The organism is Clostridium sulfidigenes, from assembly GCF_000732635.1.
GTDB lineage: Bacteria > Bacillota > Clostridia > Clostridiales > Clostridiaceae > Clostridium_J > Clostridium_J sulfidigenes.
In genome coordinates this window covers 121,483-146,723 of record NZ_JPMD01000001.1, presented here as the reverse complement: position 1 = coordinate 146,723, position 25,241 = coordinate 121,483, and the positions used below count along the sequence as shown (strand labels likewise).

Below are 25,241 nucleotides of genomic sequence, written 5' to 3'. Positions count from 1 at the left end.
ATCATTGCCTAACCATCATTACATTATCTATTTTTTTAAGTGCACTTCCATAGGAAATCAGTCTTCCACTTTGGAACTCATTCTCAATGAACATCACACTCCCAAGTTGACATAATCCCATTGGATAAATGTCCTTTTTATAGCTATTAACTACCTGTATACTTTTATTTTTATAATCATATTCAATTACTTCACTGTTCCAAGTTTTTATTCCTAAACCTCGCCTGTAAGATAATAGGTGTAATAATTTACTTTTTTCACCATTTTGTGGTTCTACCGTGGTTGACCAAATAAACTTTCCACCTACATAGGTTCCATAGACACTTGATCCATTTATCTCTGCTAAATTTTGCTCTTCTATTTCACTATCTTTAATTTTTAATAACCTAATATAATTTTGCTCTAAAGGTGTATCTGTTGCATAAATTAACCCTTTCTCAACTACAAAAGCCTTACAAGCCCTATATAGCTGGCTTTGTCCTAAAATCTTATTTATAGATTTAAAATTATCCTCTGTATACCAAATTGCAGCTGCATCTCCACTATCTCCTGTAAATATCCAAACTCTATCCCTACATTTATCCTCAACAATTTGGTGAATATGATTTATTTCTCCCTGTGAAAACTTAAAAATTTGCTTAAATATTCCTTGTTTTTCATTGTATTTATATATACCTACAGGTTCTTTGTAGGAGTTAGTAAAATAATCGCCATAATAAATTCCATCATCCACAGTTCTCAAATTTGAAATCTTGGTGAATGATAGAACATTGCTCATTCCTTCTCTATATTCATGTACCTTTAACACATTCTTGGCTTCAATATCTAATAGATATACACCACCACTAAAGGAAACTAAACACAGATTTTCCTTCACGAGAATAGCTGTTCTAGGTTCTAATCTAAATATTCTCTGGCAAATTCTTAACTTAGACAACATCCTACACTTTATATTAGCTGGTAAGTCACATAAATAATCAAATTCTTCTTTTTGCAAACTAAAAATATAAAATCTCATTTGTTTAAACACAAGTACCTCTTCTGCATTTATATAACATAGTGGCTTATATCCTTTGTAAGATTTAATAACATTTTTTGCTATCAACCTCATACATTATTCCCCTCATATATATAAAATTATAATTACAACCTTTATGCTTACACTTATCACCTAATTGTGACTATGCCACTATTAAAACTATTTATCTCCTTTTGAATATACCTTAAGGTTAATAGCTTCTCTTTAACAGCTTTAACATCAAGAATCTCTGCACTATTTGATGTGTATTCTTGTATCTTTATTCTTTCGTTATCTCCATATGTAAAATACTTCTCATAGTTTAAATCTCTTTTATCCGTTGGAACTCTATAGAATTTTCCCATATCTTTTGCTATAGCACATTCTTCATTGGTTAAAAGTGTTTCATACATTTTTTCACCATGACGAATTCCAATTATCTTAATTTTACTTTCCACATTAAATAGTTCTTTTATAGCCTGTGCCAGTACTTCTATAGTGCAAGCTGGCGCCTTTTGAACCATGATATCTCCACTTTCAGCATTCTCAAAAGCAAACATTACCAGATCTACTGCCTCTTCTAAACTCATTATGAATCTGGTCATTTTAGGCTCCGTTATTGTAAGGAGCTTTCCGGCTTTAATTTGTTCAATAAATAGTGGAATAACTGACCCTCTAGAGCACATAACATTTCCATATCGAGTTCCACATATTAAGGTCTTATCCGGGGAAACTGTCCTTGATTTTGCTACAAAAACCTTTTCCATCATTGCCTTTGAAGTTCCCATAGCATTTACAGGATAAGCTGCCTTATCTGTAGATAAGCATATTACCTTCCTAACTCCAGCCTCTATTGCCGCTGTGAGTACATTATCCGTTCCTAGAACATTGGTTTTAACAGCTTCAAGAGGAAAAAACTCACAACTTGGAACCTGTTTAAGTGCAGCAGCATGAAATATATAATCCACACCATTCATAGCGCCCTTTATACTTTGTATATCTCTTACATCACCTATATAAAACTTTATTTTATCATTCTTATATTTCTTTCTCATATCATCTTGTTTTTTTTCGTCTCTAGAAAAAATTCGTATTTCTCCAATATCTGTGTTTAAAAATCTATTTAAAACTGCATTTCCAAAGGAACCTGTCCCTCCAGTAATTAGCAATATTTTGTCCTTAAACATATTAAAACCCCTTTATACTCATTACTATCTTCCTTATAAAGTTTTTTACTATGCACTTTATCAAGAAGATATTATTACATTATAAAATTTTTCAGTTACTTTTTTTCTTTCATAATCATCCTTAAATTTTTTTCTTACATTGTCAGAAATTTTATTGTATAATTCCCCATTATTTTTAAGCTGATAAATAAATTGAACTATAGCCTGAGAATTATTTGTTTCAAATTGTCTACCTAAGTTATACTTATTAACCATACTTCCTATTTCGCTGCTTTTATCCATTATAGCTATCAATGGCTTTCCAAGTGCCATATAGGTATAGGTCTTAGATGGCACTCCTAAGCCTTTTAATTCTTTATTTAAAGTTGTTACAAAAACATTTGCACAATTTAACAGATTATTATACTCCTCACCAAACATATAGTCTATTACTTGAATATTATTTAATCCTTCACTTTTTATTAAATCCACTACATATTGCTTTCTATTGCCACTTCCAGCAAAGGTGAATTTAACATCTTTCTCATCCTTTAGTACTCTGGCAGTATCAATAATAGTATCAATATCGTGAACTTTACTAATATTACCTGTATATAAAATGTTAAACTTATTTTTAAGCCCATGATTTTCACAAAAACTCATGTCTATTTCTTTTTCATAAATTACTTTTGAGTCTGCCCAATTGGTTATAATTTTTACTTTATTACCTTCTATACCCTTATTTACTATAACCTCCTTCATGTCTTTTCCTAAGGCAATAACCTTTTCTGCATTGCTATAAATTTTATTATTTATATAATTCATTACTCTTGATATGAGACAACCTTCTTTTATTACACCTAATTTTTCTGCAACATCAGGGTAAATATCGTGTACTAAATAAATATAATCTTTTCTTCTTATCTTTTTAATGATATATCCTATATATGGTAATAAAGGAGGATTTGAAACTAACAGAACTTTTTCATAATTCCTTTTAGTTAGTAAATTGAGGAATACGCTAATAGTAAAGGTTAAATAATTCAATATTCTTCCAACTTTGCTATCTCTATTTTTATCCGTAGAAAATATTCTCTTAATGCCTATGCCCTTATATACCTCTTGTTTTTCTACCTTCTGACTTTCTTCTCTATAAGAATTTTTAGTTGTCAAAACTTCAATTTCTAAGCCATACTCAACTAAATCCTCTGCTAATTCTGTTAGTATTTTCTGGGTTCCTGTTTTATATGGATAAAAAAATTCACATACAAGTATGAGTTTCATCCCACGAAATCCTCCTAATTTAATACTCAATACCTTTATCTTGCTCCATCTCCTGTAAATATAACTTTTATAGTTTTAAGAAATATTTTCACTTCAAGCTTATACCCTATATTTTTTATATAATACAAGTCTAAATCAAGTTTTTTCTGTGGTGTTATATTATATCCGCCATTAATTTGAGCCCATCCTGTAAGACCAGGTTTCACAACCAGTCTATCCCTGAAGTTCGGTATGTTTTTTTCAAACTCATTATAGAAAAACTCTAGCTCAGGCCTAGGACCAATTATACTCATCTCCCCTTTTAAAACATTAAATAGTTGTGGAATCTCATCAATTCTAGTCTTTCTAATAAATTTGCCAAACCAAGTTATTCTTAAATCATTAGCACTGGTCCATTTTACTCCATTCTCTTCAGCATTATGAACCATTGACCTAATCTTATAAATTTTAATCACCTTATTATTTAAACCAAGTCTTTTTTGTGAAAATAAAGGTTCCTTAAAATCCTGTAAATAAACAATTACTAGTGACAATACTAAAATAGGACTTGTGACTAATAACAATATTAAACTAAATACAATATCAAAGATTCTCTTTAGACTATTATATTTAAATAAAATCATAGCTCTTCTAAACCCTCTTTTTATCTTTATACATAACGCCTTTTCTGAGGGAAAATTATTACACTTTACCATCTTCATAGTAATAGCTATTCCCCTTATTCTCCACTCCATTTAGTACAATCCCTATAATATTGGCATTAACCTTTCTTAACAGGTCTATGGCGTTATGTACCGAACTCTTCTTAGTTTCTTCTGCTTTTACTACTAATATAGTTCCATCCGCCTTTGCTGATAAAATTTGTGCATCTGTAACTAATTGAATAGGTGGAGTGTCTAATATCACATAGTCATATAATTCTCTTAACGCTGCTATCAAGTTAGTCATGTATTTAGAGCCTAGCATTTCTGATGGATTAGGTGGTACTGTTCCTCCCGTTATCACTATTAGGTTTTCATTATATCTCTGACCAACTATTACCCTGGTTTCCTTTGCTAATATTATATCCGACAATCCTGTAGCGTTAGACAATTTAAACCTTTTATGTAACACTGGTTTTCTTAAATCACAGTCTATCAATATTACCTTTTTATCACCCTTTGATAAGGATATAGCTAAATTTCCTGCTACAGTACTCTTTCCCTCCGTTGGATTTGGACTAGTTATTACTATTACCTTATATTCCCCATCAAAGGATGAATATTGCAAATTTGTTCTTAATGTTCTATAACTCTCTGCTACAATAGATTTCGGTTCTTTTTCAACTATATGCATTTACTCCTCGCATCCCCCAGTAAAAATTAATATATTTACTTATATTCATTTACATAAAACATTTATGCTTAATACAATATATGATTTTTATACTTACTTAGCTTCATTTTTCTTATGATTATCAGCCTCACAATTATCATTTGAAGTTCCCTTTATACCTTTGATAATTCCCTCCTTAGGAATCTGTCCAATTACAGGTATACCTACTTCTCTTTCCACCTGCTCCCTGGTTTTATAGGTATTATCCAAGAATTCTAATAAAAAACTTAATCCTATACCTACCATTAACCCTAATAAAACTCCTATACATAGATTCAACCTCTTATTTGGAACAACTGATTTTTCTGGGAAGGTTGGACTTTCTAAGACTTGCACATTACCATTTGGCACTATCTTAACTGCAAATTGTACAAACTCCTTTACTATAGAATTTATCATTTTAATAGCCTCATCCGGACTTTTACTTTGATACTTAATTTCAATTATCTGAGTATCTGCTACCGTTACCACCCTTAATTTTTTTAGAACCTCTACTGGAGTAATATCAATATTGGAAGAGTCTATTGCAGCTTTTGTTAAATCTTTAGTCTTTATTAACTCTGAATAGGTCTTTAAGAGTTGTTGATACATTTCTACATCATTGGTACTATACTCTTCCTTAGATCCTTGCTCCTTACCTATAAATACCTTAGCACTTGTCTCATATTGTGGCTCTATTAAGAAAAATGTAAATATTGCTACCATTAAGGTTATGCTTAAAATAGAAATTAATATAAGTTTCCAGCTTTTTATGGGAACATCTAACATTTCTTTTATAGTAATGATTTCTTCTAAATTAGTAGATTCTCTCACACTAATATTTTCACCTAAGTTCCCTCTTGTATTTGATTTCATACTCCCCCCCAAATTATTTTGATATAATATAATATATGTTGAATTTTTATTAAAATTACAATAAAAAGATATTTTCCATAAAATGAAACAGGGTCTGACCCCATCCCATTTTATGGAATGGGGTCAGACCCCGTTACAAATTTTTACCTTGTTACAATTTTTTGTATTTTACCCAAACTACTCTATTTACATAGTCTGTATAAGATAATATTATCCTCAATACTTTATCAGACACATTAGGCATGCTATAATCTGCTACTCTTCTTAAAGTTCCTACTTCTTGACTTTCTAGTATCTCTAAGCCTTGTAATATTCTCTCTTTTTCAAGCCCTACCATCATTACTGATGCTTCTTCCATTGCCTCTGGTCTTTCATGAGCTTGTCTTATATTAAGTGCTCTAAACCCTAAAATTGAAGATTCTTCACTTATTGTTCCACTATCACTTAATACCGCTTTAGCTTTTGTTTGAAGCTTCACATAATCATTAAATCCAAGTGGTTTCATAAGTGATATTAAAGAATTGAATTCAATTCCCTTTGAATCTAACATCTTTCTAGTTCTAGGATGTGTACTTACTATTATTGGCATATTATATTTTTCTGCCACTGCATTTAAACTCTCAACTAAATTTAAGAAGTTCACTTCAGAGCTTATATTTTCTTCTCTATGAGCTGATACTACAAAGTATTGTCCTTGTTTCAAATTTAATCTTTCTAATACATCTGATTTTTCTATATCTTCTCTTCTTGAGTTAATTACTTCAAACATTGGACTTCCTGTCTTAATTACTCTGTCAGAGGGAAAGCCTTCTCTTAGTAAATATTCTCTTGCAATATCACTATAAGTTAAATTTATATCTGAAGTATGATCTACTATTTTTCTATTAGTCTCTTCCGGCACTCTTTGATCAAAGCACCTATTTCCTGCTTCCATATGGAATATTGGAATATGTCTTCTCTTGGCTGCTATAGCTGTAAGACAACTGTTTGTATCTCCTAGTACTAAGAAAGCCTCTGGTTTTACTTCTTCCATTATTGGATCTATTTTAACAAGTATATTCCCTATGGTTTCTACTGCTGTTCCAGTAGCCGCTTTTAGGAAATAATCTGGGGTTTTCAATTTAAAATCTTTAAAAAACACTTCATTTAATTCATAATCATAATTTTGGCCAGTATGAACCAAAATATGTTCGATAGCTTCTGATTCTTCTAATTTTTTTATAACAGCTGACAACCTTATTATTTCTGGTCTTGTACCAACTACTGTCATTACTTTAAGCTTCCTCATTTTTATACCTCCAAAAAATAAGTATCTGGTTTCTCAGGATTAAAGGCTTCACTTGCCCACATTACAGTAACCATATCAGTGTTTCCGATATTTACTATAGAGTGAGTATATCCTGTTGGTATATCTACCACTTGAAACTTTTCTCCACTTACTTTGTATTCTATAATTTCATCTGAACCTATTTTTCTAAAACGAATAAGTCCAGTACCACTTACTACCAGGAACTTTTCATTCTTAGTATGGTGCCAGTGATTTCCTTTTGTTATTCCTGGCTTTGCTACATTTACTGAAACTTGACCTCTCTCTGGGGTTCTAATAAATTCAGTAAAAGATCCTCTGTTATCACAGTTCATTTTTAAATCATAAGAAAATTCATCTTCTGGCAGAAAGCTTAAATATGTGCTATAAAGTTTTTTAGTTAGTAAATCCTCCATATTAGGAACACTTAATTCTTTTCTACTTTCATTAAAGCTTCTTATTCTATCTGCTAAATCCCCTAATTTAATTTTATGAGTTACTGGAACACAACAGTAATCACCATTTTTAGTTTCATTACCTTCAAGAGCTCTTATAAACTCATCCAAAACATCATCTATATAGCATAATGTAAGTTCTGCATCTTCATTATTTATCTGTATGTCTAAGCCTCTCGATATGTTATGACAATAAGTAGCTACTACTGTATTATAATTTGGTCTGCTCCACTTCCCAAAAAGATTAGGTAATCTATATACTAAAACTTTGGCTCCTGTTTCCTTGCTATAGTTGAATAACAATTCTTCACCAGCTCTTTTACTATTTCCATAAGAGTTATCTCTTTCAGCTTGAATAGAAGAAGTAATTAATATGGAAGATTTATTATTATGCTTCTTCAAAAGTTCTAAAAGCTCTGAGGTAAATCCAAAATTCCCTTCCATAAAATCTTTTTCATCTTTAGGTCTATTTACTCCCGCAAGGTGAAATACAAATCCACAGTTTTTAGTAAACTCATCTAATAGTGTTGTGTCCGTATCTATGTCAAATTTATATATGTGATTATAACCCCTATTATTAAGCTCTGCTATAAGGTTTTTACCTACAAAACCATTTGCGCCTGTAACAAGTATTTTCATAACCATACCTACCTTTCTATAATTTGTTCACATTCCCAGGGGTCATTGCAAGAGGTTTGAATTGCCTCGAGATTGATAACATAATTTTGATATGCATTTAAATTCTCCATAAATAATAATCTATCTTTTCAAATATATTAATATTTGTTAATAAATATTCTATTACAAAAAATGTAATGGGGTCTGACCCCATGGTGTTTTATCCCAATTATTTAATGCTTATCATACTTATAATAAAACTTTTCATCACTTGCAGTTAGATATATTATTCCTTCAACAACACCAATTATAGCTGGTATATATGTCCAGCAAAACAATATGTATAATATTCCCATTCCGATTTTACCTAAATAAAACTTATGTATTCCTAAGCCTCCAAGTAGGATTGCAAGTATTCCAGCTGCAATTTTGCTTTTGCTTGGAACTGGTGGTTGAGCATACATAGGTTGTTGATACTGTGTTTGTTGATATTGTTGCTACTGATACTGCGGTTGCTGATATTGTTGTGGTTGTTGAACAGCTATTGATTCCCCACAATATTTACATTCAGTTGCATTTAAATCAATTGCTGCTCCACAAGTTTGACATTGTCTTTCATTCATTTTAATCTCTCCCTTTTTATTTGTAGTATACTAAAATATTATTTTATAAATCTATTTAATATTTAAAGTTTCTCTATTCATAACAAGTCTTCGCGTATCTTCAAGTAATCTTTCAAGTTCTGCCAAGGTTTTATCAGTTAAGTCCTCTTGAAAACCTAACTTTATTGATACTAAATTCTCTTTAATTTGGTTTTCCACTTGAAAAACTGCATTATTACCACTAATTCTACCAAAAGGTGTAGAAGCTTTAATGCGTTCCTTCAATGCATTAAAAAGACTGCGGCATTTCATAATTTCCTCTTGATTCTCTTTACTATTAAGTGCATTCTCTACTTCTAATAACTGTAACATTATAAGTGTTTTTTCAGTTTGTTCCTTTTCAGCTTTATATGCCTCTTCAGAAGTGGTCTTTGAAAAAGCTCCAATTACTGAAAATATAATTATAAAGATTACAAAAATGATTAATTCCCATACCACATACCCAATGATAGTTCCTGGTATTAGAAAAATTGAAATAGCATTTGATATAATAGCATATAATATACATAAGGTCACAGTTCCTGCTGTATAAGGTATTCCTATAGTTCTAAATATCATACTAGGATAAATAATTGCTCCATTTAAAATTAATAATCCCATAAGTAGAACAAAAAGTATTAACATAGATTTAATAGGTGCGATAATAAGGAACAAGCCAAATATTTGAAAATAAGCTAATGTTATTCCAATATCAAAAATAAAACATCCTAAAATTTTCATCAAATCCGCTGATGAAAGTTTATCATTCTTCACAATTACCCCTCCAATTTAGTACCACATTCTGAACAGAACTTGGTTCCTGGTAAATTCTCTGTATGACAATTTGTACAAGTTTTTTTCAACATAGAAGACCCACAGTTTGGACAAAATTTCATATTATCATCCACTAATGCTTTGCATGAATAACACTCAATTTTTGCAGTTGCTACCTTATTTCCGCAACCTGAACAAAACTTAGCTCCTTCTGAATTTTCTGTTCCACACTTTTGGCAAGTTACTGTTTTGGCAGGAGTATTTGTTACACTACTAGCAGCAGTTGCAAAATTATTTCCAACAGCTATACCTGCTCCAGCTCCAAGTCCAAGTCCAATACCTGCAGTAGCTAAATTTCCTCCACCTTCATTATCAGCTGCTGATTGCATCACATCAAAGGATCTCTTAACATTATAACGGTTATCACCAATGATATCGAAAGCAGCTTTTTCCTCAAGAATTGTATTGATTGTGTTAAAGTCTTCCTCTGGAAAATTGATTGAGGATATGTAAAAATTCACAACTTCAATTCCAAAACGTTCAAATTCCATGAAAATACGATTCTTGACAATCTCTGAAATCTCTTCTAAACGTGGTGTTATCTCCAGTACAGAAATTTTCTGATTAATAATTATATCGGAAATAATAGTCTTAATCTTGGTTACTATAATTCCTTTAAAATATTTAATTACAAGATCATATTTTACAATTTGACTATCTCCTAAAGCTCCAATTAGTTCTGTTAAAAAAACACGGTAGTCAGAAATTTTAATTGCAAATTGACCAAAAGCACGCACCCTCAATCTAACTGCATATTTAGGATCAATCAAACTAATTGGGTCTGTAGTTCCCCATAAAATATCTAATTTTGCAGTATTGTTTATAAAAAACACTTCAGCCGAAAATGGTGTTTTACCTCCAAAGGGAATATTAATTAAGGGATTTATCTATATATTTTTATGTTTCTATTATAATCTCTTTCATGCTAGCGCCTCAGCATAGAATCTAACTGAAATATATATGCTAAGCTTAAGAAAATGTAGTAATGACTAAAAATTATAATCAGACCCCTGATACAAAGTACAAGGGGTCTGATTATATGTCATATTTAACTATTAAAATTTTTCACTAGGATACTATATAAATATAAAGCTATAAAGAGCTTAATTAAAGGACCCGTACCCTTAACTTATATTCTCCTTTTTAATATCTAGAAAATAAAATCTCTCTAAAGTAACTACGAAGCCATATTTCTTTTCTCCCTTGCTATTAATATAACTATCAGTGTTTATCTTTCCTTCAATACCTAACTTACTGCCTTTTGTCACATATTGGCCAAGTATTTCTGCCTGCCTACCAAAGGCAACTACATTAATAAAAACAGCATTGTTATCCTTATCTTTATGTCTATATTCATTTACAGCTAATGTAAACTTTGTATAGCTTCCTTTCCCCTCTGAACCATCATAAGTTTTTAATTCTAGCTCCCTTACTACGTTACCAATTAAAGTTACTTTATTCATAAAACATTACCTCCATAAGTTAATTTGTTTTAATTATTAACACGAACATACAATCTTATTCAATGTATTTAAAATAAGTTTAAACGCATACAAAACCTGTTAATTTGTATGCTTCATTATGGTATTCATAATTTTTTTATAACCTTGGAGGTCTTTAAATTTCTAGACTTGCTTTCTAGTCCTATCCTATCTGATACCCTTACAATAGTTTTTTCCTATTATTTCGCATAAAATGTCCCATTTCTGCAGACTATCAGACCAGTATTCACGTTCTGTTCACATCTCCCTTTGGCCTTGCGGAGGAAGGCTTTGCCTAAGTGAGCTTTGTTCATAATGATTAAAACTTAGGATCATGCCCATAGCATTTGAGACTAGCTTTAATTTGCTAATCTCTTAACTTTTTCTATATGTTAAACCTGTATATATGTATACGCTTCTTCTATATAAAGTATTGCACGATAATAAAAACTAATGAAATTACAACAATAGCAATTGACACAATCGTAGTATTTTATTGGTTTTATTTTCAAGAGATTCTTTTAGTAAATCTATCTCTTCATTTAATTGTTTTATTTCATCATCATGTCTTTGGATTAATTGCATTAATTCTTCATCTTTTTTCTCCTTGGAATCCAACTCCTCTGTATATAAAGAAAGTTGTTTTTTACAATATATACTTTCTATTTTTAAAAGTTCCAATGCTTTCTCACATTCTGTATCTTTATCTGTTTGCTCAGCAAACAGTCTATCATGTTCTAACCTTTCTTAGCCTGAGCTAGAATATCTTTATCTTGATCTTCATCTCTTTTTTCTTGAGCAACAATGGACTTATCATGCTCTTTGCGCTTTTCACCATGAGTTTCCAAGTATATTTCACTAAGCAATCCAGGATTTCGCTCCTCTATAGAAAATGTATACTGTCCTATTTTCTTAATCCTATCTATTATTTCTTGTATAGATTTCACAAGGGAACGATAGCTGCATCAGCCATATCAATTGCTATAAATGTACCTGCAGAAATGGTGAGTATTCTAACAATAGTGCGATTATTCCATGGTAACGTGTTCTTCCATTGGATTTTGTCAAAACTACCCTTTTCTTTAAATGCATACTAAAGCGGCGAATAAAATAGAATCCTCGAACAATAACCTCATTTAATATTACTGGAACCAATTTATACTACCTGCAAATATCTTTTGGGGAAAATCTTCACCTATTAAATCTCCTTCTTCGGATACTGCCATCTTAATAAACGAACCATCTTTATTTTGAAAATATCCAGTCTTTGAAAACTGTGTAAGAATTGAAGAAAATAACCCTAAAGGTTTAGGATGATGTGCTAAATCATCAAGGTGATGACTTTTTGTGCTTATTCCAGCACCAGTACCTTTCCAAACATTGTCACTTGGAATCTTGAACTTGTCCTCAAAGAAACTTATTGCCCCATCTAATCTATCCTTATGATAGCCTTGCTTTTTAGCTGTTTTCATAGCAAAATCATTGAATGTTTTATTACTCCACTCTTTTCCCCTTTCAAAGGAGAAATCTTCAACCCACAAAGAATCAATGGACCTGCAACGACACCACTACCAACTGCTACCAATAGTCTATACCATCAGCATGGTTTGTTAATTTATCAATTTGTTCATTAATCTCATTAATTTCCAGTTGATTAATCTCATTTGTTCGTCAACAGAACTTATGCCCATAAGAATTCTTATTTGTCTTTCATTCAGTTCAGTTGACAAATCAGCTTGAGAAATAATATCATACTCCACTGAAAAGTCTTCAATAGTATTCTTTAAGCTTAAAAGTGCATCCATTAAATCATCCCTCTTCTCGTAAAAAGTGTAAGTTGAATGTATAATCCATCCAACTTGTATTTTACTATTAATAGGTAAATCACTCCATATCAGTTAATATTTTTATTGTTGTGGTCATTTTACTATAATCTTCTATATTTATTTTATTATGATTATAGACTTTATCTATATATTTTATTAATAGTATATCCTTAACTAAAGGAAACAGGAGAGTCAACGTTCATGGATATAAGTGGAAGGGGGTCTGACCCCATTCCATTTATTTGTAAACAGTGATAAAATATACTAAAATTAAGTTTAAGGGGGAAATACAATGATTAACTTATTAAATAAAATAATGGGAGAAATGAAACTAGTAAGTAAAATCAGTGATGTTATTAGAGTTGTAGACCCAATAAATTTGACTTCAATGATTGCTAAAGAAAATGAAATTGAATGTGGTGAACGTAAATGCTATGATTTTTGGAAAAGAGATTCTAGATGTAATAACTGTATTTCCATGAGAGCACTAAATAAAAAAGATATATTTATAAAGATAGAATACACTTCTAACAAGTTTTTTTTAATAATGGCCATACCTTGGGATGTAGATGGCAAAACATATATTATAGAGACTTTAAAGGATATATCAAAAGACAGAAATATATTTTATGATAAAGGTAATAATTCAAATTTAAGTAAGATTATTGATGAAATAAATGATAATAATATTATTGATAAAACCTCAGGTTTGTATAATAGAGACTATATCGATGAAAGATTAGCTGTAGATATAAATAATTGCATTATTCACGGATATCCCATGTCAATAATTAAAGTAACCATCGATTATTTAAAAAGCATCGGATACAAATATGGTAAAAATATAGAAGAAAAGATAGTAGCAGATGTAGCTAGTCTGTTTAAAGAGTTAATTTTAAATAAATTAAATTGGATTGGAAGATATGACATGGATTCATTTTTAATTGTTTTAAATAATGAAAATAGTATAAAAGAGATTTTAGATATACTAAACCAATTATTTAGCAATTTTACAATAAGATATAGTGATATAGATACTAAAATAACCACAGATACAGAAGTATACTCCGTTGATGGTATAAATAGAAATGTTGAGAGTATTCTAGAAGAAATCCATGAGCAATTCCATGGAAAGAATTATAATAATATTAATTGTAGTAATGGAGAGAAAAATAATGCTAGGTTGTCTAAACTTCATTACAAAATTAAAGATATGCAAGAGGTTTTAAATGAAGTATGTGTGACAGTAGAAGATAACTTTGATTATGATAAAAGATTAGAAATTAGCCAATATTTAGATGAACTCATTGTAATGTATATGCAAAGCTTAAGAAAGTGTAATAATAATTAAAAATTAGGATCAGACCCCTATATAAAATAGAAGGGGTCTGATCCTATTACATATTTAACTATAAAACTAGTTAACCTAAATTTCCAGTCTATTATCACACTTTATTATTGTAATTTTTAATAGAGTCAACCTTGCATATTACCTCTTAATTAAGACTGCCCACCAATTCTTAATTTATAAAACTAGATAAAAATAACCCACCGCTATCTTTTAATAACTCATATACCATAAATTTCCCCTTCAAACTTATAGTTTCCCTGAATTAATAAGATAAAGGTGGGTTGCGCTACTAACTCCCTGTAGTCCAAGCGCCCAAGTACAGACTACATTTCATAATTCCCTTTATATTTAAGTTATTTATGTCGAATTTTATTTTACCCCTATCAGCTATTAAAAGTTCCCCCAATTTCCCGACCTTTACATAACCGATACACCCAGTTTAAATTTATGTAAATTATATAATTTTCATTCTATCTTTTAAATAAACTAATAATTCTAAGTGACTTTTTAATCTTTTCTCCTTGAAAACTCACTTTATTATTCTTTAAAATTTCCTCAGAAGTATTCTCAATATCCTTAACATACCTAGGGTTTATTTTTTCTATAGCTTTTATACCCGCTGTCATATCCGTAGTTCTAACATCACACCTATGACCATCGGAACCTATAGTGCTATATATTTTGTGTTTTACAAATAACTCTGCAGTTTTTTTAACATCTCGTCCAAAGTCTCCTGCTATGCTACCTGTGTTTAGTTGAAATAAAAAACCCTCTTCAACAAACTTATTTATAAGGTGAGGAGCTTCTATAAATTTTTTATAGCGCTCTGGATGAGCAATGATAGGTACAACTCCCTTTAATTGAAGTTCATATATATCATTTATAACTTCATCCACTGAAAACTCTCTAAAAGGAAATTCTATTAACATATATCTACTATCTTCAATGGTAGATATATCACCGCATTGAAAGCTTTCTAGAATTCTACTAGTATAGTAAACTTCTTGTCCACAAAATATTTCTATATCTACACCCTTTTCTCTAGCTAAAATTTTCAATTTCTCTACTTCTTTTTCTATTACCTCATAAGGCACTTGAAACCTACCCCTAAAAAAATGTGGAGTGGCAACAATCCCTGTTGTTCCTGACTTTACTGCCAGATTAAGCATGTCTACAGTCATATCTTCATCTTTAGATCCATCATCCACTCCATGAAGTATATGGCTATGAAAATCTATCATAATCACTCCTCCAACTTGTAAGTGAAATGCTAAATATTATTTATCACCATAATAATTACTTCTTTTAGTTACCACTCATTTTTGGTATTTGCCAATAGTATTTTTACATTGACATTTTCAAAAGTTTATAGAATTTATAACAGAACTTCTTTTTTAAAATCTAATCACAAGTAGCGTTTCATCTCTTCTAGTAATAATATTGCACATCATTACCACGTTGTACTAATGATTAAATTATATACTTGATTAAAATTTAACAAATTTGTATGTTGTAATCTTATTCTTTTATTCTCCTCATAGTACAAATTCCTTTATATTTCAATTGCATACATAACTGTCACATTTATATAATACCATATTTCCAGTAACATTACTAGTAAAAAATCAAGGTTACTAGTAATATTTTGCATAATTTTGACACTTATTTAATATATTCCAACAGTAATATTCATTTTATGTGCATATATACTATTAATTTATCCATTAATTTATAATAATATCATCGTATCAAGTTCATAAAAATTTATAATAAATTTCATGGAATAATTACCCATTATGTATTTGTTTATATTTACACCTATAAAATATGGTGATAGAATTAGGTATAGAGAGGAGTGAAACTATGTCACAAAATAATTTTGTTCCTAATAAAAAAAGAAAAAAGAAGAAACGCTCCCTGGGATTTAAAATTTCTATGGGAATTCTAGGATTATTCATATTTATAATAGCTATTGGAGCAGGATATTTTTATTCCTTATATAATAAGATGGATACTGTAAAGATAGACACATCTCATCTAAGTATTACTCCAAAGGAAGAACTTAAAGAATATGAAAGTCATGAATCTATAAAAAATATAGTTTTATATGGTATAGATGCAGAAGAGGGACAAGCGGGACGTTCTGACTCCATAATGATAGCTACTATTGATCCAATTCATAACAAAGTTAAAGTAACTTCAATTATGAGGGACTCCTATGTTAACATTCCAGAGCATGGTATGGATAAAATAAATCATGCCTATGCCTATGGAGGTGCTCCCTTAGCTATTAGGACCTTAAATGAAAATTTTGGACTTAATATAGAAGATTTTGTATCAGTAAACTTTTCTTCACTACCACAAATAATTGATATACTAGGTGGAATTACTATCGATATTACAGAAGAAGAAATATCACATATACCTGGTGTATCTTCTACTGGACCTACATTATTAACAGGCAAGCAAGCTTTGGCCTATTCTAGAATAAGATATGCTAGTGGTGATGATTATGAAAGAACTCACAGACATAGAAATGTAATGTCTGCAGTGTTTACTAAGGCTCTTAATGCACCTCCGAAATCGTACCCTAATATTCTAAATAATATCCTTCCTCTAGTTCAAACTAATCTAAGTTCTGGTGATTTTGTATCTCTAGCAACTAAAGTAGTTGGTTTAGGAAGCGGAAATTTAGAGCAAGAAAGATTCCCAAGGGACGGAGATGGAACAGGGGATATGAGCACTGGAATATACTATTTAAAGTTTGATATTGAAACTGTTAAAAAACAAATGAGAGATTATATATTTAATGATAAGAAATAATAAAGAAAACACCAACTATTTATAATAGTTGGTGTTTTCTTTATTTACATCCATATTGTTAATGATATTATCTTCCATACTCATCATCAAACCTTATAATATCATCTTCTTCTAAATATTCTCCCATCTGTACTTCAATTATCTCTAGGGGCACTTTTCCTGGGTTTTCAAGTCTATGCTTTTGTCTTGGTTTTATAAAAATACTTTCTCCAGCTGGCACTAGTTTCTCTACGTCATCTATAGTTACCCTTGCTATACCTTTTACAACAATCCAGTGTTCGCTTCTATGATGATGCATCTGATAACTTAATTTTTTCCCTTGACTTACTTTAATTCTTTTTATTTTATATGAATTTTGTTCTTCTTCGAGAACTTTATAGTTTCCCCAAGGTCTGTAATCTTCAACAGGATATTCTATTCTGCTATCATCCTTAGATTTTAAAATCTCCACAACTTCTTTTACTCTTTGAGACTGCTCTTTTTTACATATTAACAATGCATCTCTGTTATCTACTACAATTAGATTATCAACTCCAACAATAGATACTAGTTTTCCTTTTTCTGAATAAACATAATTATTCTTTGAATCAATAAGTATATTGTTACTATCACAAATATTATTATTTTCATCTTTTTTAAAAATATCATAAAAAGAATCAAAACTACCCAAATCATTCCATCCAATATCTACAGGTGCTACAGTAACATTTTTACTTTTTTCCATGATGGCATAATCAATTGAAATCTTTTCATCAATCTTACTAAACGCCTCTTTAATATTATTGCTAGTTTTAAATGCATTGTAAATATTTTTTGCATAGAGTTTTACTTCATTTATAAAAAATTCAGTGTTAAACATAAATATGCCAGCATTCCAATAATAACCCTCTTCCACGTATGTAACTGCTACTTCATACTCTGGTTTTTCCTTAAAAGCTTTTACTTCATAACCATTTAATTTCTCACTTCCAGGTGCAATATATCCATATCCAGTATTAGGCCCGTCTGGTTTAATACCAAAGGTTATTATAGAATCTTTAGTTAGATCCTCAGAATTTTTAATAATCTTTACAAACTCTTGACTTTTTAAAATCATATGGTCTGAAGGGAATACTATAACATTATCATTCCCCTTTTTAACTATTTCATTAACTCCAGCATAAATGGCTGGCAAAGTATTTTTAGATTCTGGTTCAATGATAATATTAGATTCATTACATTTATAACCTAATTCTTCTACTGCACCCATAACTAAAAATTTATACTTTTCATTTGTAACTACATATATTTCATCTAAATTTACTAATAATAAACTTCTTTTAAATGTATCTTGAAATAAGGATGAACTATCTCCTTGCAACTTTATAAATTGTTTTGGATATCTATCACGACTTAGTGGCCAAAGTCTTGATCCACTTCCACCTGCTAAAATTATTACTTTCATACCTTAATCTCCTAACTGAGTACTTTAAATTTAATCGGAGTAAATAATTTCAATATATTACAATCTCCAATAAATCATAGTATCTGAATCTATACTATGCTTATTCATAATGCCTTTTACATCTATGAATACATCTTTTTCTACTTCATCCTTAGCTGCTGCTACTTCATCTAAAGCTTCACTTCTATATAGTGGAGCAAAATCCTTTATACTCATTTCTCTATAATTATGATGAGATACAGCAAGGATAATAGCATCTACATCTTTAATATCTTCCATAGAAACCATATCTATTCCATACTCTTTTTTAACTTCTTCCTTACATGCTACAGGATCTGTGGCTAATACATTTACTCCATAGTCTTTAAGTTCATCTATAATATCCACTACCTTTGTATTTCTTGTATCTGGACAATCTTCCTTAAATGTAAGTCCAAGAACTGCTACCTTTGCATTTTTAACTCTCTTATTAGCTTTTATTAAACTTTTCACTGTGTTTTCTGCAATATACTTAGCCATTCCATCATTTATGTTTCTTCCAGCAGCTATAACCTTTGATTCTACACCAACCTCTTTAGCTCTGTGAATTAGGTAATATGGATCTACTCCTATACAGTGTCCCCCTACTAAGCCTGGGTTTAGTTTTATAAAGTTCCACTTACTACCTGCGGCATCTATTACAGCTTTAGTATCTATACCCATTCTATCAAAGATCATAGCAAGTTCATTAACGAAGGCTATGTTAACATCTCTTTGACAGTTTTCTATTAATTTAGCTGCTTCTGCAACTTTTATACTTTCAGCTCTATATACTCCAGCTTCTATAACTAGTTCATAAGCTTTAGCAACTGTATCTAAAGTTTCTTCATCCATACCAGATACTATCTTCATTATATTTTCTAATCTATGAACCTTATCACCTGGGTTTATTCTCTCTGGAGAATATCCAATTTTAAAATCTTGTCCGCAAATAAGTCCAGATTCTCTTTCTAGTATTGGTACACAGATTTCCTCTGTTACCCCTGGATATACTGTAGATTCATATACTACTATAGAACCTTTAGTTAAGTTTCTTCCTAAAATTTCACTAGCACCTATAACTGGTCTTAGATCTGGAGTTTTATCTTCATTAGTTGGAGTTGGTACTGCAACTATGTGGAAGTTACATACTCTTAATTTTGTTTCATCACTTGTAAAATCTACAGTAGATGCTTTAATAGCTTCATCTCCAACTTCATTAGTTACATCTACTCCACTTAAGTACTTATTTATCTTTTCCTTGTTTACATCAAATCCAACTACAGGAAGCTTTTTAGCAAAAGCTACCGCTAAAGGCATTCCTACATAGCCAAGTCCTACTAAGGATATTTTTAAATCTTTCATTATATCGTCTCCTATTGTTCAAATTAGCAATTATTATTTTGATAAACTTTGATATATTTTTAACAATTAATTAGATTTATCCAACAACCTGGTTGTTGTTGGATAAACAAAGCTTTTATTAATTATAAAATTCTTTTATGCAGTCACATATATATTCAACTTCTTCATTAGTAAGCTCTGGATATATAGGTAATGCAAGAATTTGCTTACACATCTTTTCAGTAACTGGGAACTGACCTTCTTTGTATCCTAGGTATTCAAAACACTTTTGTAGGTGCAGTGGCTTTGGATAGTATATACTAGTTGCCACACCCTTAGATTTTAAAAACTCTGCAAGGCCATCTCTGTTTTCGGCAAAGATATTAAATACATAATAAACATTTTTTTGATTTGCAGACTTAATACCTTGAACTTTTACACCTTCCACATTTTTTAATCCTTCAGTGTAGAGCTTAGCAACTCTTCCTCTATTTTCAATGGCATTGTTTATATATTTAAGTTTAACCCTTAACACAGCTGCTTGCATAGCATCTAATCTTGAGTTATAGCCTATATAGTCATAGTGATATTTCTTTGATGCTCCATGAACTCTAAACATACGGCACATATCGGCTAACTCATCACTATTAGTAACTATCATTCCACCGTCACCATACCCACCTAAGGTTTTAGTAGGGAAAAATGAAAACACACCCATATCTCCAATGGTTCCTGCATGTCTATATCTCTCTTCACCCTGCATCTGCCATCTCATTCCAAAGGCTTCAGCTGCATCTTCTAACACCTTTAAATCATGTTTCTTAGCAATTTCCATTATTTTATCCATATCACACATTTGATTGAATAAATGTATTGGAAGCACTCCTACAGTATTATCATTAATAGCAGCCTCTAATTGATCTACATCCATACCACAAGACTCTTCATCTATATCAACAAAAACAGGTTTTCCACCGTGCTTTGCAAGACAAGATGTAGAAGCTAAAAAAGTAAAAGGTGTAGTCACTATTTCCTTATTATCACTAAAACCAAGGATATCTGATGCAATAACTAAAGCATCTGTTCCTGATGCCACTCCTATGGCATGTTTAGCCCCAGTAAAATCTTTTATTTCTTCCTCAAAGGTTTTAACTTCATTTCCTAATATAAAAGCTCCACTATCTATTATATTTTTTATAGCTCCATCAAATTCATGCTTTTTTTCTTTATATTCTCTTTGTGATTCATAAAAATTGATTTTCAAAAAAATCCCTCCTAATTTACATATACAAATTGTACACCAACTTGCAAAAAAATAAAATATTTTTTCTTATGTTTAATAAAAATTCATACTTAACAAATATACCACAAATTAGGTATTATATCATCTATTAATATATTATCAGTTTTTTTCTTTAAGATTATGATATATTTCTTAATTATTTTAAGATACATAAGTAGATTATTGAATTTTCTTGTGTTAAAACCATTTACTAACATAAGGTTAGTAAGTATAAGAAAACTTAATACTTTTTATGCATATAAAGATAAAAATATAACACCAAATTCACTTTAAAATTATTTTTTCTAAAAATATCTTTAAAATAAACCTGGTGAACAATTTGCATTAAAACATTATATTATATTTTAAACTATAAAATCTCTTTAATGATTACATAACATCTTTTGATTCAAAGGTGTGATAATTTACTTGTACCACATTCTCTTTTCCATTAACTATGTCTTCTTGCTTAAAAACCTTAAAAAATGTAATAAAAAGTATTTTCAGGTCAAATATAAAGCTTTGTCTTTCCATATACTCAATTTCTAAATTGATTTTCTTATATATGGATATACTATCTCTACCATTAATTTGAGCCCATCCCGTAAGTCCCGGTGTTAATTTATGAATACCATATTTAGTTCTTAATACAAGCAATTTTTTTTCACTTTTATTAATATCATTAATTACAGGTCTTGGACCAACTAAACTCATATCACCTTTTATAATATTAAGTAGCTGTGGCAATTCATCCAAACTAGTCTTTCGTAAAAATTTTCCTATAGAAGTTATATATTCATCAGGATTTTCTAAAGCTGTTGTTGCTACCTCTGGTGCATCTTCTACCATTGATCTAAACTTATAAATTATAAATTCTTTATTATCTTTTCCCACTCTATATTGTTTAAATATTATAGAACCATGATTGTCTAATTTAATTAGTATAGAAATAACTAGAATTACAGGTGACAATAGTATTAAGGCTATAATACTCACCACTAAATCAAACGCCCTCTTCACTTTATTTCCTCCAATCAAAGATATAAAACTATTACTATCCATTTTTCCCATGAATAACTACCAATAAGCCTGTCTTATTTTTAAATCCTATATTTTTGTTATACTTAATATTTTAATCACATTATTAACAAAATTTTATTTCTATCATTACTCAAAAATTATATCACAATATCTATCATTTTACCATAGATTTTAGCCTTATACCTAATAATATCATCCATATATTACCTCATATTGTATTTACTGTGTAGCTTTAAAAGGTTTTCGTTCCATTATTTTCTAGTTATAATTAATTATTTGTAAAGCAAAAGACTAGGATTGGGGGAAATCCTAGTCTTTTTATTATATATACAAACACAATGAGGGTTATATTTAGTGCCTGTACGATATGCTTATTGTTTTTTATATTTTAGGGTTTTTTATTTATTAATAATAATAAACATACAGATACTATTGCTATTCTCACAAATGTTATTTTATGAAAGTATTATAACTAGGTAACTAATTTGAAACCAAAATTGAAGTTAATTGTTTCACTTTCATGCAATTCACTAAATATTCTTTATATTAGTATAATATAACATAATTTATAATTATTAAAATTCATTTAACCTCATTTAAGGCTATTTAAGTAAAATAACCTTATTTATCTATATATTTCTACACTTTTGTATCTATTTCAAAGATTTCCATTGATTATTTGTATTGTATGATACATTTTATTTTATATTAAGTTTCATTTTATAAGAAATATATTTTTACTTCCATAAGATTAATTACTCGCTTCTGCTGAAAAATAAAAATCTTATTCTTTCCTATTGAAAGAATAAGATTTTTAAACTTTACTTATTCATCCGATGACTACCAGCTCTAATACCCCCACCTTCTCCAAAGTTGGAGTAAAGAGCTGCTACGTCCCTGGATAACGATTTCCCCTAAAGGACAACGGATTTTAAGTATCTAATAAATTGATACTAAGAATTCTGTTAGTAACCTTCAGTGGAAGTAAACTCCCTCTGAAGCAAAGAACTCTGTTTATGATTTATTCAAAATTGCTAAAAAAACACTAAGTTCATACCTTAGTGTTTTTAATGGGTCGAGTAAACCTATAAGCCGAGTTCTGTGTTTGTTTACACACTTATTTATATGTAAATATAAATATAAATAAGTGTATTGTACCCTTGATATTACAAGGATTCTTTTATATTTAGATATGCATTAATTGTTATATGTTTTTATAAGTATTTTTATGCTCAGAATGTCTTTGGAATGTCTTTATTCTATTCTGACATTCTATATAAGCTTAATATAGCACTTTATAAATAACTTACCATTATTTATAAGGTAATTAAGACTAGGAATTAACCTAGTCTTAATTATATTAAAATAAACTTTTCATAATTGCTTTATATTTCTTATCATCAACTTCTATTAAACTCTTCTTCCCATCTTTAAATTGGATAGCTATTATATGTATGCCTTTACTCTTAGCTGATAACCCAGCAAGAGCTCCTACTGGTCCAAGTAGTAAACTTCCAGCTAAACCTCTTCCAACTGCACTAGCTGCACTTTTTCTGCTTTCTTGGTCTACTACTTCATAATCCATAACATTAGTCTTATTTAATTCTAATTGTTTAAACATTCCTACACCTATCAAGGCTTTTCCACTAACTGATACAACTGGTTTATTTAAATAATCTCCTGAAATTACTTTATTCTTTGCCCCCATAACATCAACCCCTTAAACTTAAATTCAATAATATATTAACATATAGCCCAATTCAATACAATTAAGTATAAATATATTTTCAACCTATACAATTTATATCTTTACACTCAATGTATATATTGAAGACTAAGTGTCTATAATCTAAATACATCTTAAACCATGTGATTATACAAAAGAAAAATAAGGTAGAAAGTAATATTATATTGCTTTCTACCTTTTAATATTTTAATTATTTAAATATCTAGTATCTTCTTCAATGCCTCCTGGAGCACTTGCGAGAAGTTTACTTCTCCTCTGCTAACTTATTAAGCCATGATTAAACACTTTTTTTAAATATAATCTCGACCGTCGAAATATAATATTCCAACGTAATTTCATTTAGCTTTAAAATCAACATTTATATTCATATGATATATTAGTTTCAATAAAATTATATCAATGTATTTTAAAATTACTGCACAATTTTTAATTAATTTGATTCTTAAGAATAATAATAACCTCCATTTACTATTCATTTATGTTTTTATTAATACTTATTTTTATCAAATTTCAAATAAACATTAGCTCTATCAATAGATTTAATCTTAAAATCATTATTAGGAACAGTAAATACATTAAAATTATCTAAACTCCAAAAATCTCCATCTACTGTTGCTATATTATTTATTTCATTTTTATAGCATATAGCAGCGTGCTGTGAATCTTTATCACCTAATATAAAATTTGTTGACTTTCTAATTTTAAATGCTAAGTCATTAAACTCTTCATTTGCTAGATAATCTAAATTCACTGAAACTTTTTTAATTGTGTCTCTTACACATGATAATTGTTCTTCATATTTACGTGTAAATTCTCTATCTGAATCAATAATATTTTGATGCAAAGCTTTCATATTATATTTCCCATTACTAAATTTAGGTATGCTAAAATTATTATTTTTAGCATAATTCATAGTAAACGCATTTCCTACTACATGATCCATTTCACCTAATACTAAATTTGAAGTACATATTATAGATTTATTATTTAAACATTCCTCTATAAAATTTACACATTCTCTTCTATATGTAGAATTAGAAATTCCTATAGCTTGATTCCAGTAACTCGTATCAAAATAAACAAATTCTGGGAACTCATTTATTTTGTCTCTTCCTTTTCCACCAGTCAAAAATATCGATGAGTTATTCAAAAACTTTCACCCCTCATAGCCCTTAAAACATCTTCTCTATATTTATATGGTATATTTCTATCATCATAATCAAATATGTTAGTTTTAAAATACTTGATTTTTTCATCTTTATCTGATTGATAAAAAGGTTTATTTAACGCCTTATTTCTCAATTCATCTAATTTTGAACTCATATTCTCACCT

The 25,241-nt window shown here is 29.6% G+C and carries 27 protein-coding genes and 1 riboswitch; of the genes, 2 read left to right on the top strand and 25 right to left on the bottom strand.

The features are described from left to right. Position 1: 1 nt before the first annotated feature. From IO99_RS00800 to IO99_RS18190, 17 genes are all read right to left on the bottom strand, one after another. Positions 2-1,111, bottom strand: coding sequence for a hypothetical protein (locus tag IO99_RS00800; RefSeq protein ID WP_035129124.1), 1,110 nt, complete (start codon positions 1,109-1,111; stop codon positions 2-4). Positions 1,112-1,167: 56 nt separating this feature from the next. Next, positions 1,168-2,205 (bottom strand): polysaccharide biosynthesis protein, encoded by a 1,038-nt coding sequence (locus IO99_RS00795; RefSeq protein WP_035129122.1) that lies wholly within the window; start codon positions 2,203-2,205, stop codon positions 1,168-1,170. A 60-nt stretch (positions 2,206-2,265) separates the two neighbouring features. Continuing rightward, complete coding sequence (locus IO99_RS00790; protein ID WP_035129120.1) at positions 2,266-3,468, bottom strand: glycosyltransferase family 4 protein; 1,203 nt, start codon at positions 3,466-3,468, stop codon at positions 2,266-2,268. Positions 3,469-3,503: 35 nt separating this feature from the next. After that, entirely contained in the window at positions 3,504-4,169 is a 666-nt protein-coding gene (locus tag IO99_RS00785; RefSeq protein WP_198028536.1) for a sugar transferase, read from the bottom strand. Beyond that, the gene (locus IO99_RS00780; protein ID WP_035129118.1) at positions 4,150-4,803 is read right to left on the bottom strand and encodes a CpsD/CapB family tyrosine-protein kinase; all 654 of its coding nucleotides are present in this window, start codon (positions 4,801-4,803) and stop codon (positions 4,150-4,152) included. Before IO99_RS00780 ends, IO99_RS00785 begins: the two co-directional genes overlap by 20 nt. Positions 4,804-4,896: 93 nt before the next feature. Continuing rightward, positions 4,897-5,697, bottom strand: coding sequence for a YveK family protein (locus IO99_RS00775; RefSeq protein ID WP_051823799.1), 801 nt, complete (start codon positions 5,695-5,697; stop codon positions 4,897-4,899). 151 nt (positions 5,698-5,848) lie between these two features. Next, entirely contained in the window at positions 5,849-6,985 is a 1,137-nt protein-coding gene (wecB, locus tag IO99_RS00770; protein ID WP_035129117.1) for a non-hydrolyzing UDP-N-acetylglucosamine 2-epimerase, read from the bottom strand. A gap of 2 nt (positions 6,986-6,987) precedes the next feature. Beyond that, complete coding sequence (locus IO99_RS00765; protein WP_035129115.1) at positions 6,988-8,097, bottom strand: capsular polysaccharide biosynthesis protein CapF; 1,110 nt, start codon at positions 8,095-8,097, stop codon at positions 6,988-6,990. Between the two features lie 212 nt (positions 8,098-8,309). Next, entirely contained in the window at positions 8,310-8,540 is a 231-nt protein-coding gene (locus IO99_RS19715; protein ID WP_035129111.1) for a TM2 domain-containing protein, read from the bottom strand. Positions 8,541-8,573: 33 nt separating this feature from the next. After that, the gene (locus IO99_RS19710; protein ID WP_341349068.1) at positions 8,574-8,699 is read right to left on the bottom strand and encodes a hypothetical protein; all 126 of its coding nucleotides are present in this window, start codon (positions 8,697-8,699) and stop codon (positions 8,574-8,576) included. A 51-nt stretch (positions 8,700-8,750) separates the two neighbouring features. Further along, a complete protein-coding gene (locus tag IO99_RS00755; RefSeq protein ID WP_035129109.1) occupies positions 8,751-9,491 on the bottom strand; it encodes a hypothetical protein in 741 nt (246 codons plus the stop codon). Between the two features lie 2 nt (positions 9,492-9,493). Beyond that, positions 9,494-10,420 carry an SPFH domain-containing protein gene (locus IO99_RS00750; protein ID WP_278245217.1) on the bottom strand — a complete coding sequence of 309 codons (927 nt, stop codon included), beginning with the start codon at positions 10,418-10,420 and terminating at the stop codon, positions 9,494-9,496. A gap of 255 nt (positions 10,421-10,675) precedes the next feature. Continuing rightward, positions 10,676-11,014: a single-stranded DNA-binding protein gene (locus tag IO99_RS00745; RefSeq protein ID WP_035129106.1), complete on the bottom strand. Its 339-nt coding sequence runs from the start codon at positions 11,012-11,014 to the stop codon at positions 10,676-10,678. 477 nt (positions 11,015-11,491) lie between these two features. Then, a complete protein-coding gene (locus tag IO99_RS00740) occupies positions 11,492-11,713 on the bottom strand; it encodes a hypothetical protein (protein WP_035129103.1) in 222 nt (73 codons plus the stop codon). Between the two features lie 56 nt (positions 11,714-11,769). Next, positions 11,770-11,979, bottom strand: a complete 210-nt coding sequence (locus IO99_RS00735; RefSeq protein WP_035129100.1) for a hypothetical protein — start codon at positions 11,977-11,979, stop codon at positions 11,770-11,772. A 195-nt stretch (positions 11,980-12,174) separates the two neighbouring features. Next, positions 12,175-12,573, bottom strand: a complete 399-nt coding sequence (locus IO99_RS18195) for a hypothetical protein (protein ID WP_051823795.1) — start codon at positions 12,571-12,573, stop codon at positions 12,175-12,177. A 69-nt stretch (positions 12,574-12,642) separates the two neighbouring features. Further along, a complete protein-coding gene (locus IO99_RS18190; RefSeq protein ID WP_051823794.1) occupies positions 12,643-12,837 on the bottom strand; it encodes a hypothetical protein in 195 nt (64 codons plus the stop codon). A 313-nt stretch (positions 12,838-13,150) separates the two neighbouring features. Between IO99_RS18190 and IO99_RS00725 the strand changes: the two genes are divergently transcribed. Further along, positions 13,151-14,209, top strand: coding sequence for a GGDEF domain-containing protein (locus IO99_RS00725; RefSeq protein ID WP_035129096.1), 1,059 nt, complete (start codon positions 13,151-13,153; stop codon positions 14,207-14,209). 266 nt (positions 14,210-14,475) lie between these two features. After that, positions 14,476-14,559, bottom strand: a riboswitch (cyclic di-GMP riboswitch). 120 nt (positions 14,560-14,679) lie between these two features. On the opposite strand, the gene IO99_RS00720 is transcribed toward IO99_RS00725, so the two are convergent. Continuing rightward, the gene (locus IO99_RS00720) at positions 14,680-15,450 is read right to left on the bottom strand and encodes a tyrosine-protein phosphatase (protein WP_035129093.1); all 771 of its coding nucleotides are present in this window, start codon (positions 15,448-15,450) and stop codon (positions 14,680-14,682) included. A gap of 622 nt (positions 15,451-16,072) precedes the next feature. On the opposite strand from IO99_RS00720, the gene IO99_RS00715 reads away from it, so the two are divergent. Next, a complete protein-coding gene (locus IO99_RS00715; protein ID WP_035129090.1) occupies positions 16,073-17,032 on the top strand; it encodes an LCP family protein in 960 nt (319 codons plus the stop codon). Between the two features lie 67 nt (positions 17,033-17,099). On the opposite strand, the gene IO99_RS00710 is transcribed toward IO99_RS00715, so the two are convergent. The 7 genes from IO99_RS00710 to IO99_RS18905 all read right to left on the bottom strand — a co-directional run bounded on the left by IO99_RS00710 (position 17,100) and on the right by IO99_RS18905 (position 25,231). After that, positions 17,100-18,476, bottom strand: a complete 1,377-nt coding sequence (locus IO99_RS00710) for a mannose-1-phosphate guanylyltransferase/mannose-6-phosphate isomerase (RefSeq protein ID WP_035129087.1) — start codon at positions 18,474-18,476, stop codon at positions 17,100-17,102. 57 nt (positions 18,477-18,533) lie between these two features. Further along, the gene (locus IO99_RS00705) at positions 18,534-19,859 is read right to left on the bottom strand and encodes a nucleotide sugar dehydrogenase (RefSeq protein ID WP_035129084.1); all 1,326 of its coding nucleotides are present in this window, start codon (positions 19,857-19,859) and stop codon (positions 18,534-18,536) included. A 118-nt stretch (positions 19,860-19,977) separates the two neighbouring features. Next, entirely contained in the window at positions 19,978-21,102 is a 1,125-nt protein-coding gene (locus IO99_RS00700) for a DegT/DnrJ/EryC1/StrS family aminotransferase (protein ID WP_035129081.1), read from the bottom strand. Between the two features lie 408 nt (positions 21,103-21,510). Continuing rightward, positions 21,511-22,140: a sugar transferase gene (locus IO99_RS00695; RefSeq protein WP_278245212.1), complete on the bottom strand. Its 630-nt coding sequence runs from the start codon at positions 22,138-22,140 to the stop codon at positions 21,511-21,513. A 1,381-nt stretch (positions 22,141-23,521) separates the two neighbouring features. Next, a complete protein-coding gene (locus IO99_RS00690; protein ID WP_035129078.1) occupies positions 23,522-23,869 on the bottom strand; it encodes a hypothetical protein in 348 nt (115 codons plus the stop codon). A 526-nt stretch (positions 23,870-24,395) separates the two neighbouring features. Beyond that, a complete protein-coding gene (locus IO99_RS00685) occupies positions 24,396-25,058 on the bottom strand; it encodes a PIN domain-containing protein (RefSeq protein ID WP_035129075.1) in 663 nt (220 codons plus the stop codon). Continuing rightward, entirely contained in the window at positions 25,055-25,231 is a 177-nt protein-coding gene (locus IO99_RS18905; protein WP_156964257.1) for a hypothetical protein, read from the bottom strand. Before IO99_RS18905 ends, IO99_RS00685 begins: the two co-directional genes overlap by 4 nt. Positions 25,232-25,241 lie beyond the last annotated feature (10 nt).

What these genes read in the sequence shown, in the direction of transcription:
- IO99_RS19715 (WP_035129111.1), bottom strand. Translation starts at nt 8,540, where the DNA reads ATGTATGCTCAACCACCAGTTCCAAGCAAAAGCAAAATTGCAGCTGGA.
- IO99_RS00795 (WP_035129122.1), bottom strand. Translation starts at nt 2,205, where the DNA reads ATGTTTAAGGACAAAATATTGCTAATTACTGGAGGGACAGGTTCCTTT.
- IO99_RS00720 (WP_035129093.1), bottom strand. Translation starts at nt 15,450, where the DNA reads ATGATAGATTTTCATAGCCATATACTTCATGGAGTGGATGATGGATCT.
- IO99_RS00800 (WP_035129124.1), bottom strand. Translation starts at nt 1,111, where the DNA reads ATGAGGTTGATAGCAAAAAATGTTATTAAATCTTACAAAGGATATAAG.
- IO99_RS00785 (WP_198028536.1), bottom strand. Translation starts at nt 4,169, where the DNA reads ATGAAGATGGTAAAGTGTAATAATTTTCCCTCAGAAAAGGCGTTATGT.
- IO99_RS00710 (WP_035129087.1), bottom strand. Translation starts at nt 18,476, where the DNA reads ATGAAAGTAATAATTTTAGCAGGTGGAAGTGGATCAAGACTTTGGCCA.
- IO99_RS00745 (WP_035129106.1), bottom strand. Translation starts at nt 11,014, where the DNA reads ATGAATAAAGTAACTTTAATTGGTAACGTAGTAAGGGAGCTAGAATTA.
- IO99_RS00790 (WP_035129120.1), bottom strand. Translation starts at nt 3,468, where the DNA reads ATGAAACTCATACTTGTATGTGAATTTTTTTATCCATATAAAACAGGA.
- IO99_RS18190 (WP_051823794.1), bottom strand. Translation starts at nt 12,837, where the DNA reads ATGGATGCACTTTTAAGCTTAAAGAATACTATTGAAGACTTTTCAGTG.
- IO99_RS00705 (WP_035129084.1), bottom strand. Translation starts at nt 19,859, where the DNA reads ATGAAAGATTTAAAAATATCCTTAGTAGGACTTGGCTATGTAGGAATG.
- IO99_RS00690 (WP_035129078.1), bottom strand. Translation starts at nt 23,869, where the DNA reads ATGGGGGCAAAGAATAAAGTAATTTCAGGAGATTATTTAAATAAACCA.
- wecB (WP_035129117.1), bottom strand. Translation starts at nt 6,985, where the DNA reads ATGAGGAAGCTTAAAGTAATGACAGTAGTTGGTACAAGACCAGAAATA.
- IO99_RS00765 (WP_035129115.1), bottom strand. Translation starts at nt 8,097, where the DNA reads ATGAAAATACTTGTTACAGGCGCAAATGGTTTTGTAGGTAAAAACCTT.
- IO99_RS00775 (WP_051823799.1), bottom strand. Translation starts at nt 5,697, where the DNA reads ATGAAATCAAATACAAGAGGGAACTTAGGTGAAAATATTAGTGTGAGA.
- IO99_RS19710 (WP_341349068.1), bottom strand. Translation starts at nt 8,699, where the DNA reads ATGAATGAAAGACAATGTCAAACTTGTGGAGCAGCAATTGATTTAAAT.
- IO99_RS00725 (WP_035129096.1), top strand. Translation starts at nt 13,151, where the DNA reads ATGATTAACTTATTAAATAAAATAATGGGAGAAATGAAACTAGTAAGT.
- IO99_RS18905 (WP_156964257.1), bottom strand. Translation starts at nt 25,231, where the DNA reads ATGAGTTCAAAATTAGATGAATTGAGAAATAAGGCGTTAAATAAACCT.
- IO99_RS00780 (WP_035129118.1), bottom strand. Translation starts at nt 4,803, where the DNA reads ATGCATATAGTTGAAAAAGAACCGAAATCTATTGTAGCAGAGAGTTAT.
- IO99_RS00715 (WP_035129090.1), top strand. Translation starts at nt 16,073, where the DNA reads ATGTCACAAAATAATTTTGTTCCTAATAAAAAAAGAAAAAAGAAGAAA.